The sequence below is a fragment of the Nocardia niigatensis NBRC 100131 genome (assembly GCF_000308655.1).
GTDB classification, from domain to species: Bacteria; Actinomycetota; Actinomycetes; order Mycobacteriales; family Mycobacteriaceae; genus Nocardia; species Nocardia niigatensis.
Genome location: NZ_BAGC01000040.1, coordinates 407109 through 422499 on the forward strand (window position 1 = coordinate 407109; position 15391 = coordinate 422499).

16 protein-coding genes and 1 pseudogene are annotated in these 15391 nt (G+C 68.7%); 8 read left to right on the forward strand and 9 right to left on the reverse strand.

Features of this window, described 5'->3' with window-relative positions; translation table 11 throughout:
* Positions 1 to 11: 11 nt before the first annotated feature.
* On the forward strand, positions 12 to 1226 hold the full coding sequence (speD, locus tag ON33_RS14730) for an adenosylmethionine decarboxylase (protein WP_051152204.1): 1215 nt from the start codon (positions 12 to 14) through the stop codon (positions 1224 to 1226).
* 113 nt (positions 1227 to 1339) lie between these two features.
* Here the strand turns inward: speD and ON33_RS14735 are convergent, their stop codons facing one another.
* Positions 1340 to 2377 (reverse strand): beta-ketoacyl-ACP synthase III, encoded by a 1038-nt coding sequence (locus ON33_RS14735; RefSeq protein ID WP_040859084.1) that lies wholly within the window; start codon positions 2375 to 2377, stop codon positions 1340 to 1342.
* Positions 2378 to 2473: 96 nt separating this feature from the next.
* Here ON33_RS14735 and ON33_RS14740 point away from each other — a divergent pair, with 96 nt between their 5' ends.
* From ON33_RS14740 to ON33_RS14750, 3 genes are all read left to right on the forward strand, one after another.
* Positions 2474 to 3058: a TetR/AcrR family transcriptional regulator gene (locus ON33_RS14740; protein WP_040859085.1), complete on the forward strand. Its 585-nt coding sequence runs from the start codon at positions 2474 to 2476 to the stop codon at positions 3056 to 3058.
* Between the two features lie 108 nt (positions 3059 to 3166).
* Positions 3167 to 4150, forward strand: a complete 984-nt coding sequence (locus ON33_RS14745) for an aldo/keto reductase (protein ID WP_040859087.1) — start codon at positions 3167 to 3169, stop codon at positions 4148 to 4150.
* A gap of 56 nt (positions 4151 to 4206) precedes the next feature.
* Positions 4207 to 4644, forward strand: a complete 438-nt coding sequence (locus ON33_RS14750) for an RpiB/LacA/LacB family sugar-phosphate isomerase (protein WP_040859088.1) — start codon at positions 4207 to 4209, stop codon at positions 4642 to 4644.
* Here the strand turns inward: ON33_RS14750 and ON33_RS14755 are convergent, their stop codons facing one another.
* From ON33_RS14755 to ON33_RS14770, 4 genes are all read right to left on the reverse strand, one after another.
* Complete coding sequence (locus ON33_RS14755; RefSeq protein ID WP_040859090.1) at positions 4645 to 6234, reverse strand: acyl-CoA synthetase; 1590 nt, start codon at positions 6232 to 6234, stop codon at positions 4645 to 4647. It lies immediately after the preceding gene.
* A gap of 34 nt (positions 6235 to 6268) precedes the next feature.
* Positions 6269 to 6781, reverse strand: a complete 513-nt coding sequence (locus ON33_RS14760) for a gamma-glutamylcyclotransferase family protein (RefSeq protein ID WP_083868956.1) — start codon at positions 6779 to 6781, stop codon at positions 6269 to 6271.
* Positions 6778 to 7554, reverse strand: a complete 777-nt coding sequence (locus ON33_RS14765) for an MBL fold metallo-hydrolase (protein ID WP_040859092.1) — start codon at positions 7552 to 7554, stop codon at positions 6778 to 6780. Before ON33_RS14765 ends, ON33_RS14760 begins: the two co-directional genes overlap by 4 nt.
* Positions 7555 to 7630: 76 nt before the next feature.
* Positions 7631 to 8539 carry a hydrogen peroxide-inducible genes activator gene (locus tag ON33_RS14770; protein ID WP_040859093.1) on the reverse strand — a complete coding sequence of 303 codons (909 nt, stop codon included), beginning with the start codon at positions 8537 to 8539 and terminating at the stop codon, positions 7631 to 7633.
* Between the two features lie 106 nt (positions 8540 to 8645).
* Here ON33_RS14770 and ON33_RS14775 point away from each other — a divergent pair, with 106 nt between their 5' ends.
* From ON33_RS14775 to ON33_RS14785, 3 genes are all read left to right on the forward strand, one after another.
* Positions 8646 to 9233, forward strand: coding sequence for a peroxiredoxin (locus ON33_RS14775; protein WP_040859095.1), 588 nt, complete (start codon positions 8646 to 8648; stop codon positions 9231 to 9233).
* A gap of 24 nt (positions 9234 to 9257) precedes the next feature.
* Positions 9258 to 9797, forward strand: coding sequence for an alkylhydroperoxidase, AhpD family (ahpD, locus tag ON33_RS14780; RefSeq protein ID WP_040859096.1), 540 nt, complete (start codon positions 9258 to 9260; stop codon positions 9795 to 9797).
* A gap of 190 nt (positions 9798 to 9987) precedes the next feature.
* Positions 9988 to 10680, forward strand: coding sequence for a PhzF family phenazine biosynthesis protein (locus ON33_RS14785; RefSeq protein ID WP_040859097.1), 693 nt, complete (start codon positions 9988 to 9990; stop codon positions 10678 to 10680).
* On the opposite strand, the gene ON33_RS41240 is transcribed toward ON33_RS14785, so the two are convergent.
* From ON33_RS41240 to ON33_RS44005, 4 genes and pseudogenes are all read right to left on the reverse strand, one after another.
* Positions 10677 to 11102, reverse strand: a complete 426-nt coding sequence (locus ON33_RS41240; protein WP_157184539.1) for a hypothetical protein — start codon at positions 11100 to 11102, stop codon at positions 10677 to 10679. The two genes, ON33_RS14785 and ON33_RS41240, sit on opposite strands and share 4 nt — an antisense overlap.
* A 512-nt stretch (positions 11103 to 11614) precedes the next feature.
* Positions 11615 to 12841, reverse strand: coding sequence for an aminotransferase family protein (locus tag ON33_RS14790; RefSeq protein ID WP_051152206.1), 1227 nt, complete (start codon positions 12839 to 12841; stop codon positions 11615 to 11617).
* Between the two features lie 105 nt (positions 12842 to 12946).
* Entirely contained in the window at positions 12947 to 13567 is a 621-nt protein-coding gene (locus ON33_RS14795; protein ID WP_040859101.1) for a DUF5134 domain-containing protein, read from the reverse strand.
* A 358-nt stretch (positions 13568 to 13925) separates the two neighbouring features.
* Positions 13926 to 14129, reverse strand: a pseudogene (locus ON33_RS44005) (trypsin-like serine protease); the annotation flags it as partial.
* 201 nt (positions 14130 to 14330) lie between these two features.
* Between ON33_RS44005 and ON33_RS38240 the strand changes: the two are divergent.
* Positions 14331 to 15383, forward strand: a complete 1053-nt coding sequence (locus ON33_RS38240) for an MspA family porin (protein WP_051152147.1) — start codon at positions 14331 to 14333, stop codon at positions 15381 to 15383.
* The last annotated feature ends 8 nt before the right edge of the window (positions 15384 to 15391 follow it).

Genomic DNA, 15391 nt, shown 5'->3' on the forward strand with positions numbered 1-15391 from the left:
TTTTAGCCATGATCACGGCAGAATTCACCGGCTGGCACGTGCTGGCCGAGTTCGGTGGTGTCGACGCTGGCCTCTGCGACGACCTCGAACGACTCGAAACCGCGCTTCGAAAATCGTTGGTCGCCGCGGGGGTGACCATCTGCGATGTCGTGCGCAAGAAGTTCGAGCCGCAGGGTGTCACCATCCTGGCCCTCCTGGCCGAGTCGCACGCCTCGATCCACACCTACCCTGAGTCCGGCGACATCTTCGTCGACGTATTCACTTGCGGCAGCATCGGTTCCGGTGCCACCAAGGCCGTCGAACTGCTGCAGCACGAACTGGCTCCGGGTTCGGTCAACATCGAGGTCATCCAGCGCGGCCACACCGCCCGCCGCATCCACGAGCCGGTCGGCGCAGGCCTGACCCGGGTGTGGAACACGACGGAAACCATCGTCGACACCAACACCCCCTTCCAGCACATGGTGATCGCGCGGACCGAGCAGGGCATCTCCCTGTTCTCCGACGACGACCGCCAGTCCACCGAGTTCTCGCAGCTCACCTACCACGAGGCCATGCTGGTCCCGGGGTACGCGCTGGCCGAGAAGCTGGACAAGGTGCTGATCATCGGTTCCGGTGAGGGCGTCGCCTCCCAGATGTCGGTGGCCGCGGGTGCCTCGCTCGTCGATCACGTCGACATCGACCAGCTCGAGGTGGAGCTGTGCGCCGAGCACCTCCCCTACGGCTACACCCAGGCCGACCTGGCCGAGGCGGTCGCACAGACCGGCCCGATCAAGATGCACTACGCCGACGGCTGGGACTTCCTGGCCAAGGCCGAGGCCGCGGGCGTGCGCTACGACATGATCTGCATCGACCTGCCGGACGAGCGGGTCGAGGACGCGCAGCACAACCGCCTCTACGAGGACGACTTCCTCAACCGCTGCAAGGCGCTGCTCGCCGAGGGCGGCGTGCTCGCCGCACAGGCCGGCTGTCAGACCATGTGGCGCAACGAGACGCTGAAGCGCTCGTGGACCCGCTTCCACAACCTGTTCGAGACCGTCGTGCCCTACGTGAGCGACGAGCACGAGTGGACCTTCATCTTCGGCACCCCGAAGGCGATCGCGGATCCGGTCGCCAAGATGACCGGCACCCTGTCGACCCTGCCCTACAAGGCCGAGACCATCGACGCGCAGGCCCTGGTCCGCGGCGCGATCGAGCCGCACGCGCTGCGTGCGAGCGTCACCGTCTAGTCGACCAGCTCTACCGGGAAGCGCCCCCGCACGGACGTCCATGCGGGGGCGCTTCTCATTGCTACGGTTTCCGTCGTTTCACACAACGGATTTCGTTGTCCGCGGGCCGCGCCTCAGGCGATCGCGGGGAGTTTGACGACCTGACCGGCGTAGGCCAGGCCCGCGCCGAAGCCGAGCAGCAGCGCGGTGTCACCCGGCTTCGAGGCGCCGGACCGGATCAGCTGCTCCATGGCCATCGGGATCGAGGCGGCGCTGGTATTGCCGGTCTCAGCGATATCCCTTGCGACAGCGACGCTTTCGGGCATGTGCAGGGTGCGCACCAGCGCATCGGTGATGCGGCTGTTGGCCTGATGCGGCACGAAGGCGTCCAGGTCCTCGACCGTCACGCCCGCCTGATCCAGGGCGTCGCGGCAGGCCTTCTCCAGGAACGTGACGGCCCAGCGGAACACGGCCGTGCCGTTCATCCGGATGTAGGGCCGCACCGTGGTGCCGCCGGTGGCCTCGGCTTCGGCCACCTCGGCGAAGTACTGCTGAAAGTCCTTGTCCTGCTTGATCGCCGCGGTCTGACTGCCGTCCGAGCCCCAGGCCACCGGCCCGATGCCCTCGGCGTCCGACGGTCCCACCACGACGGCGCCCGCGCCGTCGGCGAAGATGAACGCGCAGGTGCGGTCGTCCTGGTCGAGCAGGTCCGACAGCCGTTCCACGCCGATCACCAGCACGTGCCGGGCCTGTCCGGCGCGCACCAGGTTGGCGGCGTTGGCCAGCGCGTAGCAGAAGCCCGCGCATCCGGCCGACACGTCGAAGGCGGCGGTGTCGTGCATCCCGAGTTCGGTGGCGACGACCGCGCCGGCCGACGGGCCCAGCACCATCTGGGAGGACGTGGCCAGGATGACCGCGTCGATCTGCTGCGGGGTGACGCCCGCGGCGGCGAGCGCGTCGGTGGCCGCGGCGGTGCTCATGCCGACGATGGTCTCGTCCGGCTCGGCCCAGTGGCGGGCCTCGATGCCGGAGCGGGTCCGGATCCATTCGTCCGAGGAGTTGATGCGGTCGACGATCTCGGCATTGGGGACCACCCGGCGGGGTCGGTACACACCCAGGCCCAGCAAGGCGGCGTGGGCGACCGGGGTGGCGGTAGCGATGAGGGCTGACATGCGCGGAATTCCTCTTTCCCATATGAACCGATCGGTTCACGTGGGTAAGGTTTAACATGGACCGATCGGTTCACACAAGTGCTGGAGGAAATTGCAATGACGGCGGGACCGCGCGCCCGATTGATCGCGAGCACCATCACCACCGTCCAGGAGCACGGCGTGCACGCGGCCGGGCTGAACGAACTGCTCAAGCGCAGCAATGCCTCCAGGAACTCGCTCTACCAGCACTTCCCTTCGGGCAAGGGCGAATTGGTGGCGACCGCCGCGCGCATCGTGTCGCGCATGGTCTACTCGCACGTGAGCCGCATGTCCGACGCGCTCCCGGCCGCCCCCTCCCTGGAGGCGTGGGTGGACGAGCTGCTGGGCTTCTGGCGCGGGCAGCTCGAGACCAGCGAGTTCCGGGCCGGATCGTTCATGATGGCCGCCGCACTCGACGAACTCGACCCGACCCTGCAGTCGGCGGCCGGGCAGGCGTTCTCCGAATGGACCGCGCGCCTGGCCGACGGGTTGGTGGAGGCCGGGATCGAGCGGGCGACCGCGTGCTCGCTGTCGGGGTTCGCGCTGTCGGTGATCGAGGGCGCGATCGTGCAGAGCCGGGCGCTGAAGTCCGCGCTGCCGTTCACCGACGCGGGCACCCAGCTCACGGTCCTGCTCCGTCACCACATGCCGAACCGCCGCTGATTCCCGGCCGGCGTTCGCGGTTGACTTGGAGCACACTCCAGGTCGTAGCGTCGTGTCCGTGCGCGGCTCCCGCCGCGAATTCCAGCCCTACCGAGGAGGATTCACCGCATGATCGCGACCAGGAAGCTCGGCGCACTGACCGTCGGCGCGCAGGGCCTCGGCTGCATGGGCATGAGCAGCGCCTACGGCGTGCACGACAACGACGCCGAATCCATCGCCACCATTCACCGCGCCCTGGACCTCGGCGTCACCCTGCTCGACACCGCCGACGTGTACGGCCCCGAAACCAATGAGCGCCTGGTGGGCCGCGCCATCGCCGACCGGCGCGACCAGGTCGTCCTCGCCACCAAGTTCGGCATCGTCTGGGGCGAGAAGGGCGCGATGGGCGCGCGCGGTGACGCCGCCTACGTCAAGCAGTCCTGCGACGAATCGCTGGCCCGGCTGGGCGTCGACCACATCGACCTCTACTACCAGCACCGCGTCGACCCGGACGTCCCCGTCGAGGAGACCTGGGGCGCCCTGTCGGAACTGGTCCAGGCGGGCAAGGTCCGCTACCTCGGTATCTCGGAGGCGTCCGCGGCCACCATCCGCCGCGCCCACACCGTCCATCCGGTGACCGCCCTGCAGAGCGAGTGGTCGCTGTGGACCCGTGACATCGAGGCCGAGATCCTGCCCGCCTGCCGCGAACTCGGCATCGGCGTCGTGCCATTCTCCCCGCTGGGCCGCGGCTTCCTCACCGGCGCCATCACCTCCGCGGCCGACCTCCCCACCGACGACATGCGCCGTCGCCTTCCCCGCTTCGCCGACGGCAATCTCGACGCCAACCTCGCCATCGTCGAGGCCCTGCGCGCCCTGGCCGACGAAAAGGGCGTCACACCCGGCCAATTGGCGCTGGCCTGGGTGCAGTCCCGCGGCGACGACGTGGTCCCGATCCCGGGCACCAAGCGCCGCGCCTACCTCGAGCAGAATGTCGCGGCGACCGAGATCACGCTGTCGGCCGACGACCTGGCCCGCATCGAAGCCGCCGCGCCCTCCCACGCCGTCGCGGGGGCCCGGTACCCCGAGGAACTGGCCCGCGCGGCCGGCCGCTGACCGGCCCCTCGCCTTCTCTCCCCCGGGTCCCGGTCCGAGCGGCGATACTGACATCCATGAGGATTTCGGTTGCCGCCGACGAGGACACCGGCGTGGCCACGGCCGTGGTCGAGGAACTGCGGGCACGCGGGCACGCGGTGATCGTGCACGGCGCCCTCGATCCGGCCGAACGCGGCGATTGGGCCTGGGCAAGCGAGGCCGCGGCCCGGGATGTGGCCGAGGGCCGGGCCGAGCAGGCGGTGGTGTGCTGCTGGACCGGCACCGGGGCGTCGATCGCGGCGAACAAGGTGCCGGGCGTGCGGGCGGCGCTGTGTGGGGACGCGTATACCGCTGAGGGAGCACGGAAGTGGAATGACGCCAACGTGCTGGCGTTGAGCCTGCGGCTCACGTCGCGGGCGCAGCTGACCGAGATGCTGGACGCCTGGTTCGCCGGGGCCGCGAGTGCGGACCCCGGCGATCGCGCGAATATCGCGCACGTGGACGGGATCTCGTGATCAGGCCCCGGCGGCGAGATGGGCGTGGGCGGTTCGCAGCTCGCGTTTGAGGATCTTGCCGCTGGGATTCTTCGGGAGGGCCTCGACGAAGGTCACGTACTTGGGAACCTTGTAGCCGGCCAGCCGCTGCCTGCAGTGGGCGATGACGGCGCCGGCGTCCGGGTCGGTTCCGTTGCGCGCCACCACGATCGCGGTGACGGCCTCGATCCAGTGCGGGTGCGGGATGCCCACCACGGCGGCCTCGGAGATCTCGGGGTGCTCGTAGAGGACCTCTTCGACCTCGCGGCTGGCGACGTTCTCGCCGCCGGTCTTGATCATGTCCTTCTTGCGGTCGACAACGCTGAGGTAGCCGTCGGAGTCCAGGACGCCGAGATCGCCGCTGTGGAACCAGCCGTTGCGGAAGGCTTCCGCGGTCTTCGCGGGATCGTTCCAGTAGCCGAGCATGGCCTGCGGGGAGCGGTGCACGATCTCGCCGACCACGCCGACGCCGACCGGGATGTCGTCGTCGTCGACCACGCGGGTCTCCACATTGAGGGCCGGGCGGCCCGCCGAGCCCGGCCTGGTCAGCTGGTCCTCGGGTGCGAGAACCGTTGCCAGCGGGGCGAGTTCGGTCTGGCCGTAGAAGTTGGTGAGCCCCACGCCGGGTAGTCGCTCGGAGAGCTCCACCAGCACCTCGACCGGCATGATGCTCGCGCCGTAGTAGCCCTTGCGCAGCGAGGACAGGTCGTAGCTGTCGAAGTCCGGGTGCCGCAGCAGCGACACCCACACCGTGGGCGGGCAGAACAGTTTGGTGGCCCGCTCGGTTTCGATGGTGCGCAGCACGGTCGCCGGATCGGGGCCCGGCAGCAGGATGCTGGTCGCGCCGAGCCACAGGTCGGGCGTGAGGAAGCAGTGCAGCTGGGCGCAGTGGTACAGCGGCAAAGCGTGCACCTCGATGTCGTCGGCGCTCATCCGCCCGTCCACCACCACGCTGGTGTACTGCGCGATGAGCCCGCGGCTGGACAGCACCGCGCCCTTGGGCCGGGACTCGGTGCCGGAGGTGTACATGATCTGGATGGGATCGTCGTCGCCGACGAACACCTCGGGCGCGGAGGCGTCGGCGTGCTGCTCCCAGGCGCTCACGTCCTCCCATCCGGGCGTCGCGGGCAGCCCGCCCAGCCCGATCCAGCCGAACAGCCGGATCTCGCTGTCGCTCAGCTGTTTCACCGCGGCCTCGGCCTCGGCGGCCAGCCCATCCTCGGTGATCAGCGCGACGGCCCCGGAGTGTTCGAGAATGAACGCCACCTCGTCGGCGGTGAGCATGAAGTTGATCGGTACCGAGATCGCGCCCAGCCGCGCCAGCGCGAAGTACACCAGCACGAACTCGCGACAGTTGTGGGAGTAGATCGCGACCCGGTCGCCCTGCGTCACACCGCGATCGGCGAGGCTGTGCGCGACCCGATTGACCGCCGCGTCGAGATCAGCGTAGCTCTCCCGCCGGTCCCGCCAGACCAGCGCGGTCTTGTCGGGGACCCGGGCGGCGCTGCGCCGCAGCAGATCTCCGAGCGCCTGCGACCGCGCCACCCTCAGTTCAGTGCCCTCTGCATCCATGCGACCAACTTCTACCGGACGAATGTGTCCGGCGTCATACAGTCTCGCTGAGCAGGACCAAATCGCGCCGCCACGCAGCGCATTTCCCCACGTAGCGCGGCAGGTGGCCGGCCTCGAACACCGACGCCGACCAGTCGCGATCCTCGACCTCGGCGGTCCAGGCATAGGTCCACGCGTACCCGACCCGATTTCCCACGTGCACGGACACCGGCAGCAGATCGTATTCGTCGTCCTCGAAAGCATCGAGCACCCGCCACTCGTCGGCAGCGAGCCCGGAGAGCAGGAACCCTTCGGTCACGGCGTCCGTCGCGGTCACCAAGCCCGGGTAGGCGCGGCCGGGCAGCGCGGCCGCCCGCCGCCCGATCAGTCGCGTGGGCTCTCGGTCCGGTACGCGCCCGATCAATTCGGTAAGCACCGCGCCGAATTGGAGCGTCCCGTAGACAAACAGAGGCCCGCCCACCGCCGGCAGCCGCGCGCGGCTCCACCGCCCGCCGAGAGGTTGCGGGGCCGCCGCCCCCGAGAGTTCCGGCGAGGTGGGCATATTCATCTGCCGGCTGTTCGTGCGAAGATGCCCGCGTCGTGCGAGTTGATGATGGTCACCTGGTGCCCGTGCAGCTTCCGGAGCTCGCGCAGTCGCCGCTGATTGGCCCGATATGCCTCGCCCACAATGGCTCCGGTCTCGTAGACCTTCCACCAGAACGGGGTGAACGGCTCCTCCGGATGCAGCGTGGATTCGGTGACGAAGGAGTCTCCCGCGTGCAGCAGCCACCCGTTGCCGTGGTCGATCGCCACGCCGGCGTGCCCGCGGGTGTGCCCGGCCAGCGGCACCACCAGGATCTCCGGCGGCAGCCCGGGCAGGTCGCGGACCGCGGTGAACCCGAACCAGTCCTCGGCGCCCTCGACCTCGTTCACCATCCACTTGGGCCCGTGTGCCCACTGCGCGGCCCGGTACCGCAGCCGCTCGGAGAGGGTGGGAGTGGCGGTGGCGGCCCGGAATTCGGGTCCGTGGACGTGCACCGTGGCCTCGGGGAAGTCCGACAGCCCGCCGGAGTGGTCGAGGTCGAGATGGGTGAGGATGACGTGGCGGACATCGCGCGGGTCGTAGCCCAGCCGCTGGATCTGGCGCACCGCCGTCTCGGCCTCGGTCGGTTTCGCCCCCAGCAGGAAACGGCCGGCACCCACCATCCTGCCCGGCTGCCGCACGGCCTCCAGCCCGAACCCGGTGTCGACGAGCACGAGCGCGTCGCGGGTCTCGATGAGCAGGCAGTGATCGATCAGGCCGAATCCCATGGTGCCGCAGTTCAGGTGGTGAATCCGCATGAACCCGAGCGTTTCAGACACCCTGGGGCGACGCAACCGCGCAGGTTGTCGTGAGTCACCACCGGGCGGGGTGCCGTCAGCGCGGCCGGCATTCCCGGATGATCTCGGCGAGCAGGTCGTAGTCGTCGCCGCGGGCGGTGGAGGACCGGAAGGCCAGTCCGACCGTACGGCCCGGCGCGGGCGCGGCGAAGGACGCGATGTCCAGAGTGCCGCGCGCGGTTTCGGCGGCCACCGCCATGGCCGGGATCAGCGTGACGCCGAGATCGCCCGCGACGAACTGCACCACCGTGGTCAGCGAGGCCGCGCGGGTGTCGCCGACCGCCCCCGGCTGGGCGTCATGGGTGCGGCACAGGTCCAGGGTCTGGTCGCGCAGGCAGTGGCCCTCGTCGAGGAGCAGCAGCGGTTGCGCGTCCAGATCGGCGGGGGTCAGGTCGGTGCGCCCGGCCAATTCGTGTTCGCGCGGCAGCACCAGCACGAACTCCTCGGTGTAGAGCGGTATCTCGACGAGTCCGGCGGCGTCGGTGGGCAGCGCCAGCAGCGCCACGTCCAGCACGCCCGAACGCAGTCCGTCGAGCAACCGCGCGGTCCGGTCCTCGATGACGTGCGGCACCAGAGCGGGCACCCGCCTGCGCAATTCGGGCAGCAGGGTGGGCAGCACGTAGGGCGCGATAGTCGGAATGATGCCGAGCCGCAGGGTGCCGCGCAGCCCCTCACCAGCGGCGGAGGCGATAAATCGGTCAGCGGCCTCGAGGGTGGCAATGGCTTGCGGCAGTAGCCGTTTGCCGTCGGCGGTGACCAGGACCCGGCGCGTGCTGCGCTCGATCAACTGGAGCCCCAGTCCGTTTTCCAGTGATGCCAGGGCCTGCGATAACGTGGGCTGGCTCACGCCGAGCCGCGTCGCCGCGGTGCCGAAGTGCCGGTATTCCGCGATGGCGGCGAACGCACGCAGCTGTGACAGGGTGGGCTGATAAGTTTGATCAGTCACACCTATCAGTGTAGTGCGACTGATCACGTTTACCTCTCACCGCAGTTCGGGAAAGATCGAATATGCCTCGACACAATCGGCACGACTACATATGAGGAGAGTAAGCATGGCCCTGCTGACCATCGGCGATCAGTTCCCCGCCTACAACCTGAAGGCTGTCATCGGCGGTGACCTCTCGAAGGTGAACGCTCAGCAGCCCGACGACTACTTCACCCAGATCTCGAGCGACGACCACGCCGGCAAGTGGCGCATCGTCTTCTTCTGGCCCAAGGACTTCACCTTCGTGTGCCCGACCGAGATCGCCGCCTTCGGCAAGCTGAACGACGAGTTCGCCGATCGCGACGCGCAGGTGCTGGGCGCCTCGGTCGACAACGAGTTCGTCCACTTCCAGTGGCGCGCCCAGCACGAGGACCTCAAGACCCTCCCGTTCCCGATGCTGAGTGACCTCAAGCGTGAACTGGCCACCGCCACCGGCGTTCTCAACGCCGACGGCGTCGCCGACCGCGCCACCTTCATCGTCGACCCGAACAACGAGATCCAGTTCGTGTCCGTCACCGCCGGTTCGGTGGGCCGCAATGTCGATGAGGTGCTGCGGGTGCTGGACGCGCTGCAGTCCGACGAGCTGTGCGCCTGCAACTGGAAGAAGGGCGACCCGACCATCCAGGCCGGCGAGCTCATGACCGCGTCGGTGTAGCAAAGGCTCGCAAGGGAATTCGTCGTGACCATCGAGAATCTGAAGAACTCGCTACCCGAGTACGCCAAGGATCTGAAGCTCAACCTGTCCTCGCTGTCGCGGACCACCGTGCTCAACGAACAGCAGCTGTGGGGCACCCTGCTGGCGTCGGCCGCGGCCACCCGCTCGGCGACCACGCTGCGAGAGATCGCCGAGGAGGCGGCCGACGTGCTGTCCGCCGAGGCGTACAACGCCGCACTGGGCGCCGCGTCGATCATGGGTATGAACAATGTGTTCTACCGCGGCAAGGCGTTCCTGGAGGGCCGCTACGACGATCTGCGCGCGGGCCTGCGCATGCAGATCATCGGCTCGCCGGGCGTGGACAAGGCCGACTTCGAGCTGTGGTCGTTCGCCGTGTCCTCGATCAACGGCTGCCAGCACTGCCTGGAGGCACACGAGCACACGCTGCGTGAGGCGGGCGTCTCGCGCGAGGTGATCTTCGAGGCGCTGCGCGCCGCCGCGATCGTGGCGGGCGTGGGTCAGGCCGTGGCGTCGACCGAGGCGCTGGCCACGGCCACCGTTTAGTCGCATCCCGTCGGTAACGGGGCTGTACACACCAAGGTGTACAGCCCCGTTACTATTAGCTAGTCAATTGCCGCTATCGGGTTGCCGATCGGCGACAATGCCGTCAGCACTTCGCTTGTGGCGTAGGAACAGACCTGCTCGCCACCGCAGCCCTCCCGCGAATCGATAACTGTCGGTAAGCTCGCATCCCATGACCGTTCCGGAAAGCGACAGCGCTCAAATCGAGGTCGTGCGCGTGTTCACCGACGCGGCCGGGCGTTTCGGCAATCTGCTCGGCATCGTCCGCCGCTCCGCTGTCGAGAATGCCGACCATCAGGCGCTGGCGACCCGCGCCGGCTACAGCAAGACGGCGGTGGTCGACGACCCGGTCGACGGGCGAGTGAAGATGCGCATCTACACCCCCGCCACCGAATTGACCTTCGCCGGATACCCGTTGGTCGGCGCCGCGTGGTGGCTCAGCGACCAGCAGCGTCCCGTGAAGATAATCGATGTGCCCGCCGGACCGGTCGAGGTGACCCTCTCCGACGGCCTGACCTGGGCCCACGCCCGGGCCGAATGGACCCCGACCTTCGAATTCCACCAGTTCGAGGATCCAGCGGAGATCGCCACCCTGGATCCGGCCGACTTCCCGGAGGGCCAGCACTACTGCTGGGCCTGGACCAACGAGCAGCGCGGCGCGGTCCGGACCCGAATGTTCGCCCCCGCCTTGGGCGTTCCCGAGGACCAGGCCACCGGCTCCGCCGCCCTCGCGCTGACCGCCCTGCTCACCCGAGGTCTGAACGTCATCCAGGGCGAGGGCTCGCAGATCTTCACCGAATGGGATTCCGACGGCTGGGCCCGCGTCGGCGGCCGCGTGGTCGCAGACCACCCGGTGGTCATCTAACGCGCCGGAGCAGACCAGCGCGACCTCAGCCGGCGTGGGGTCGTCACGGCCCGTTGGACCAGTCCTCCAGGTCGCTGTGGGTGCCGGCAGGGCAGCCGTTTCCCTCGTTCCGACCGAGCATATGGTCCACCACCCCATGAGGCTTGTTTCATTCCATCGCCGCCATTGGCGATGATGATGCGCATCAATGGTTCCGTGGGCTCCTGCCGGTTGTCGAATGTGCGCTGCTGCGCCAGCAGACCGGCCAATTCTTCCAGCACACCACCCGGGTAATTCGAGTTGCCGGTGTAGCTGATGCCTGCGAAATAGACAAGCGAGATCAACGGCCGACCCGGGCTGTGCTCGTGATTCGACTGTGCGCGGGCGTTCTGAGCGAACACCTCTCGTTGCATTGCGTCCAGCGCCGCATCGTCGCTGAACACCCGTTTCGCATTATCGCTGTATCCGACGCAGTCCTCGTCGTGCTTCTCGACCGCGATCGCCCGCTGCGGCCATGTGGCCCATCCGATTCCCGCGTTACAGCACTGCCGATTGGATCACCCGACAGCATTGGCGGGATGCCCAGGCAGATATCGCCGCCGACACGCGGCACGGTTCGCCCATGCCCAACACCCAGCCGGGCATTAACGTCGGGCAGCGGCGACGGATTGGCGAAATCCGCAGTCACCAAGCAGGTGATGGGGCCCGGGAGTGGTCGCCTGCGGCGTAGCAGGGTTCGGCCAAACTCTGGGACGTTCTTCGGGGGACCGCGAGCGTTCGCAGTAATTCGTACAGCTTGCCGATATTGAATGCATTCGGCACCGTCAGGGCCCTCCCCCGGTTCTACACAGTGGCGATTAACTCGCCAAAACGTGAACAGGACTGTACCGCTGGGGATCTCAACGGGCAGTGCTGTTCACTGAAATGGAGAAGGGGATTCTGCTGTCTGTAGTTTTCAGCCCAGGGCGCGGGCGAAGCGGTCGGCCATCTCCGCGACCTGGGCCTCGGTGATGACGAAGGACGGGGAGATCTGGAGAGCGCCCTGGCCGGCGGCGCGGGTCGAGACGCCGTGAGCGCGCAGGGTTTTCACCATAGTGAGGGCCTCGGCCGGGTCGGCCAGCTGGACCGCGGCGACCGCGCCCAGGCCGCTGCGGACCTCGGCCACCCGCGGGTGCTCGGCCAGCGGCGAGAAGTACTGGTGCAGCAGGGATTCCAGGTTCTTGCTGGCGTCCAGGAGGTGCTCACGCTCGACGATGTCGAGGTTGGCCATGGCTGCGGCGGCCGCGCCGGCGTGACCGCCGTAGGTGTAGCCGTGCCGCCACCACACGCCGCCCGCGAAGAACGGCTCGGCGATGCGGGGCGCGATGAAGACGGCGCCCATGGGGACGTAGCCGGAGGTGAGGCCCTTGGCGGTGGTCATCAGGTCGGGCTCCAGGCCGAAACGCGAAGAGGCGAACCAGGATCCGCCGATGCGGCCGAAGCCGGTGACGACCTCGTCGGCGACGAACAGGATGTCGTTGTCGCGGCAGATCCGGCGGACCTCGGTGAGGTAGCCCTCCGGCGGCAGGTACACGCCGCCGGCGCCGATGATGGGCTCGGCGAAGAAGGCCGCGATGCGGTCCGCGCCGACCTCCTCGATGAGGGCGGTCAGCGCCTTGGCCTGATCCCATTCGATGGTGCGGGTGTCGGGCATGAAGACGCCGGTGTAGCCCTCGCCGTTGACCGGGATGCCGGCGAGCGCGGTGCCGCCGACGTGCATGCCGTGGTATGCCTTCTGGCGGCCGACCAGGAGGGTCTTGTCGGGGCGGCCCATCTCCTGCCAGTAGCGGCGGGCCAGTTTCGCGGCGGTGTCGACGCCGTCGGAGCCGCCCGAGGTGAAGAAGATCTTGCTGCCGGGCACCGGCGCCAGCGCCGAAAGCCGTTCGGCCAGATCGCGGGTCACCGGCGAGGCCAGATCGCCGAAGTTGGAGTAGTGCGCGATCTGGGTCAGCTGCGCGGCGACCGCGTCGGCGATCTCGCGGCGGCCGTGCCCGACATTGGCGAACCAGAGGCCACCGGTCGCGTCGAGGTACTGCGTGCCACCCTCGTCCCAGATGTACGCGCCCTCACCGCGCGCTACCAGGAACGCCCCGTCACGTTCGACCGCACCCATATCGGCGAAGCCATGCCACAGCGAACCCATCCAGAGCACCTCCATCACCCGATACCGGCCACGCCCATCCGGGCGAACCGACCTTTCCTCACCATCTCACCACTAGGACGGTGAACAGGTCGAACGGCCCCCGAGTCACCCGGCCGCGGCGGCGACGAGCATGTAGGCGGTACCGAGATCCATCACCAGATGCGGTACCACGGCCCAGGATCCGGCCGCCCCCACAGGATGCGGGTACACCCTCGGCAAGCGGCGGCGCACGGCGGGAACCGCCATGGCCGCCGCGTCCACCGCGAACAGCGCCGCCAGCGCCAGCACCGGACCGGGCGCGGGCACCGCGGGCCCGTGCCCGGCGTGCTCGTGCGGCCCGTGCCCGCTCATCGCGTACAGCATCGCCGCGGCCGCCACCAGGTGATAAGCGAACGGGGCGACCGTGCCTCCCCCGAGGTCGGCGTCCCGGATCCCGTTGCGCCACCGCAGCATCCGATCCCCCAGCAACAGCGTGTACACGACCACCATGGCCGTCAGCACCGCGCGCACCGCGTGCGGATCGGCGGCTGTAGGGAACACCAACATCCCCAGCATGACCAGGCACATCACCAGGTGCGCGGCATCGGACTCCCGATCCGCGCGCGACCCGGCACACATGCCCGGACGCACCGTGCCCAGCCGGCCGGTCACCAGGGCGGCGGCCAGGCAGAAGGCGATCACCGCGCCCCACCGCACCACCCCGTACTGCTCCACGAAAACCCCCACACCCCACCACCTCTCACCGCGGCGACCGGCTCCCACCTTCCATGCTGACACCATCCGGGCCCGGCTCCCCCGCCCTTCCCCTGCCGAATCCCCCGCCCGCGCACCGCCACTGGATGACCGATCACCCGGCCGATTCACTCGGCCCCGGCCCCTGAACGTTCATAGCGAGAGATTGCACAGAGGAGTCATTCAATGCGTCCGAGCCGAACGGACGGGCCCCGTCGACCCGATCGCCGATCTACGCGCGGTTGGGCGAGCCGGCAGCGGTGGCGGCGACGACTTGACGGTCGGCTTCGCTGATGGCGTCGCGGGCGACGGCCCGCTGCACGGTGACGGAGTCCGGGTGTTCCTTGTCGAGATTGATCGGGATGGCCAGGCCCAGCCCGATGCCGGCGACCGCGGTATTGATCCCCACCACCCGGCCCGTCGAATCTGCCAGCGCCCCACCGGAATTGCCGGGATTGAGGGCGGCCTCGGTCTGGATCACGTCCTCGATCACCCGGGCGGCGCTGAAGCTGCTGCGACATTCGGTCGAGGAGATGACCGAGGCGATGAAGGGAATCCTGTAGGAAATACGGAATTTCGATGCCCGGCTGAGCGCCTTGGAAAATCGGCAGCAATTCCCCGGCTGACACGCCTTACGCCGGGTGCACTACCCGGACCGATGTCTCCGATAGGCTTGGTCAACAGACATAGTGGCTGTTCCTGCGATATCGGACTCTGGAAGAAAGCTAGCGCTCATCTTCGAGAAAGGATCCAGGTTTTGCGGCGTCTACTCATCGTCGCCGCGGCGGGCACGGCCGTGGCAACCCTGGCTGTCCTGGGCGTGTGGGCCTCGGGAACCGAAACGAGCCGAGCCCAGCCGCCCGGCGCGGATGTGTTCGGTTCGGGAGTTCATCTGACGGCGTCGGTCGACAGTGTCGCAACGGCCGCGCCCGGCAACCGGACTCCGAACTTTCTCATGACGTTCTCCCATGCGGTGCAGGCGTCCGGTGATTACTCGGTCAATGTGGAGGGTGACCCGATCACATCCGGTCAGGCCGTCGCAGGGTTCATCCTCGGCTGCGGGATCAGCGTGGCCGGCGGCGTCACTGTCGGCATCGAACCCAATCAAGGCCTCGCCGCGAGTATTTCCCCGTCGGTGACCCCGGGGAGCACCTCCGTCAGCACGCCGAGTGATACGGCCACCGCCACCACCGTCGCCGCCACCCCCATCGCCGCGGCCACCACCACCGTCGTGCCCACCACCGCCGCGGCCACCACCACCGTCGTGCCCACCACCGCCGCGGCCACCACCACCGCCGCGCCCACCACCACCGTCGGGCCCACTACCACCGTCGTCCCCACCACCGTCGTCCCCACCACCGCGGCGGCCACCACCACCGTCGTGCCCACCACCACTACCACCACCGCGCCCCCCACCACCACGGCCACCACTACCACCACCACGGCCACCACTACCACCACCACGCTCCCCACCACCACCGCCGCCGCCACACCGACGCCGCCGCCGGCGCCCAGCACCTCCGTCAGCCCACCCGACATCAGCTTCGGGCCCAGCGTCGGCGGGGTGCTGGGCCTGACCGAAGTCCTGACCGCCACCCTGGGGCCCGGCCAGGTCACCACCGCGACAACGGCCACAGCGGCCCTGGACGACAACACCCAGTTCCCGTTCCGCATCACCTTCAACAACGCCGCGTTGAACGTCGCCCAGTGCGCCTCGCCGGTGTCGGCCGTCCCCTTCGTCACCACCACGGTGAGTGGCGCGCGTGGGGTCGTGCAGACCACCGCCTACGGCGACCAGTTCACCTTCTGAAGCCCGGA

What these genes read in the sequence shown, in the direction of transcription:
- ON33_RS14735 (WP_040859084.1), bottom strand. Translation starts at nt 2,377, where the DNA reads ATGTCAGCCCTCATCGCTACCGCCACCCCGGTCGCCCACGCCGCCTTG.
- ON33_RS14740 (WP_040859085.1), top strand. Translation starts at nt 2,474, where the DNA reads ATGACGGCGGGACCGCGCGCCCGATTGATCGCGAGCACCATCACCACC.
- ON33_RS14745 (WP_040859087.1), top strand. Translation starts at nt 3,167, where the DNA reads ATGATCGCGACCAGGAAGCTCGGCGCACTGACCGTCGGCGCGCAGGGC.
- ON33_RS14750 (WP_040859088.1), top strand. Translation starts at nt 4,207, where the DNA reads ATGAGGATTTCGGTTGCCGCCGACGAGGACACCGGCGTGGCCACGGCC.
- ON33_RS14755 (WP_040859090.1), bottom strand. Translation starts at nt 6,234, where the DNA reads ATGGATGCAGAGGGCACTGAACTGAGGGTGGCGCGGTCGCAGGCGCTC.
- ON33_RS14760 (WP_083868956.1), bottom strand. Translation starts at nt 6,781, where the DNA reads ATGAATATGCCCACCTCGCCGGAACTCTCGGGGGCGGCGGCCCCGCAA.
- ON33_RS14765 (WP_040859092.1), bottom strand. Translation starts at nt 7,554, where the DNA reads ATGCGGATTCACCACCTGAACTGCGGCACCATGGGATTCGGCCTGATC.
- ON33_RS14775 (WP_040859095.1), top strand. Translation starts at nt 8,646, where the DNA reads ATGGCCCTGCTGACCATCGGCGATCAGTTCCCCGCCTACAACCTGAAG.
- ON33_RS14785 (WP_040859097.1), top strand. Translation starts at nt 9,988, where the DNA reads ATGACCGTTCCGGAAAGCGACAGCGCTCAAATCGAGGTCGTGCGCGTG.
- ON33_RS14790 (WP_051152206.1), bottom strand. Translation starts at nt 12,841, where the DNA reads ATGGGTTCGCTGTGGCATGGCTTCGCCGATATGGGTGCGGTCGAACGT.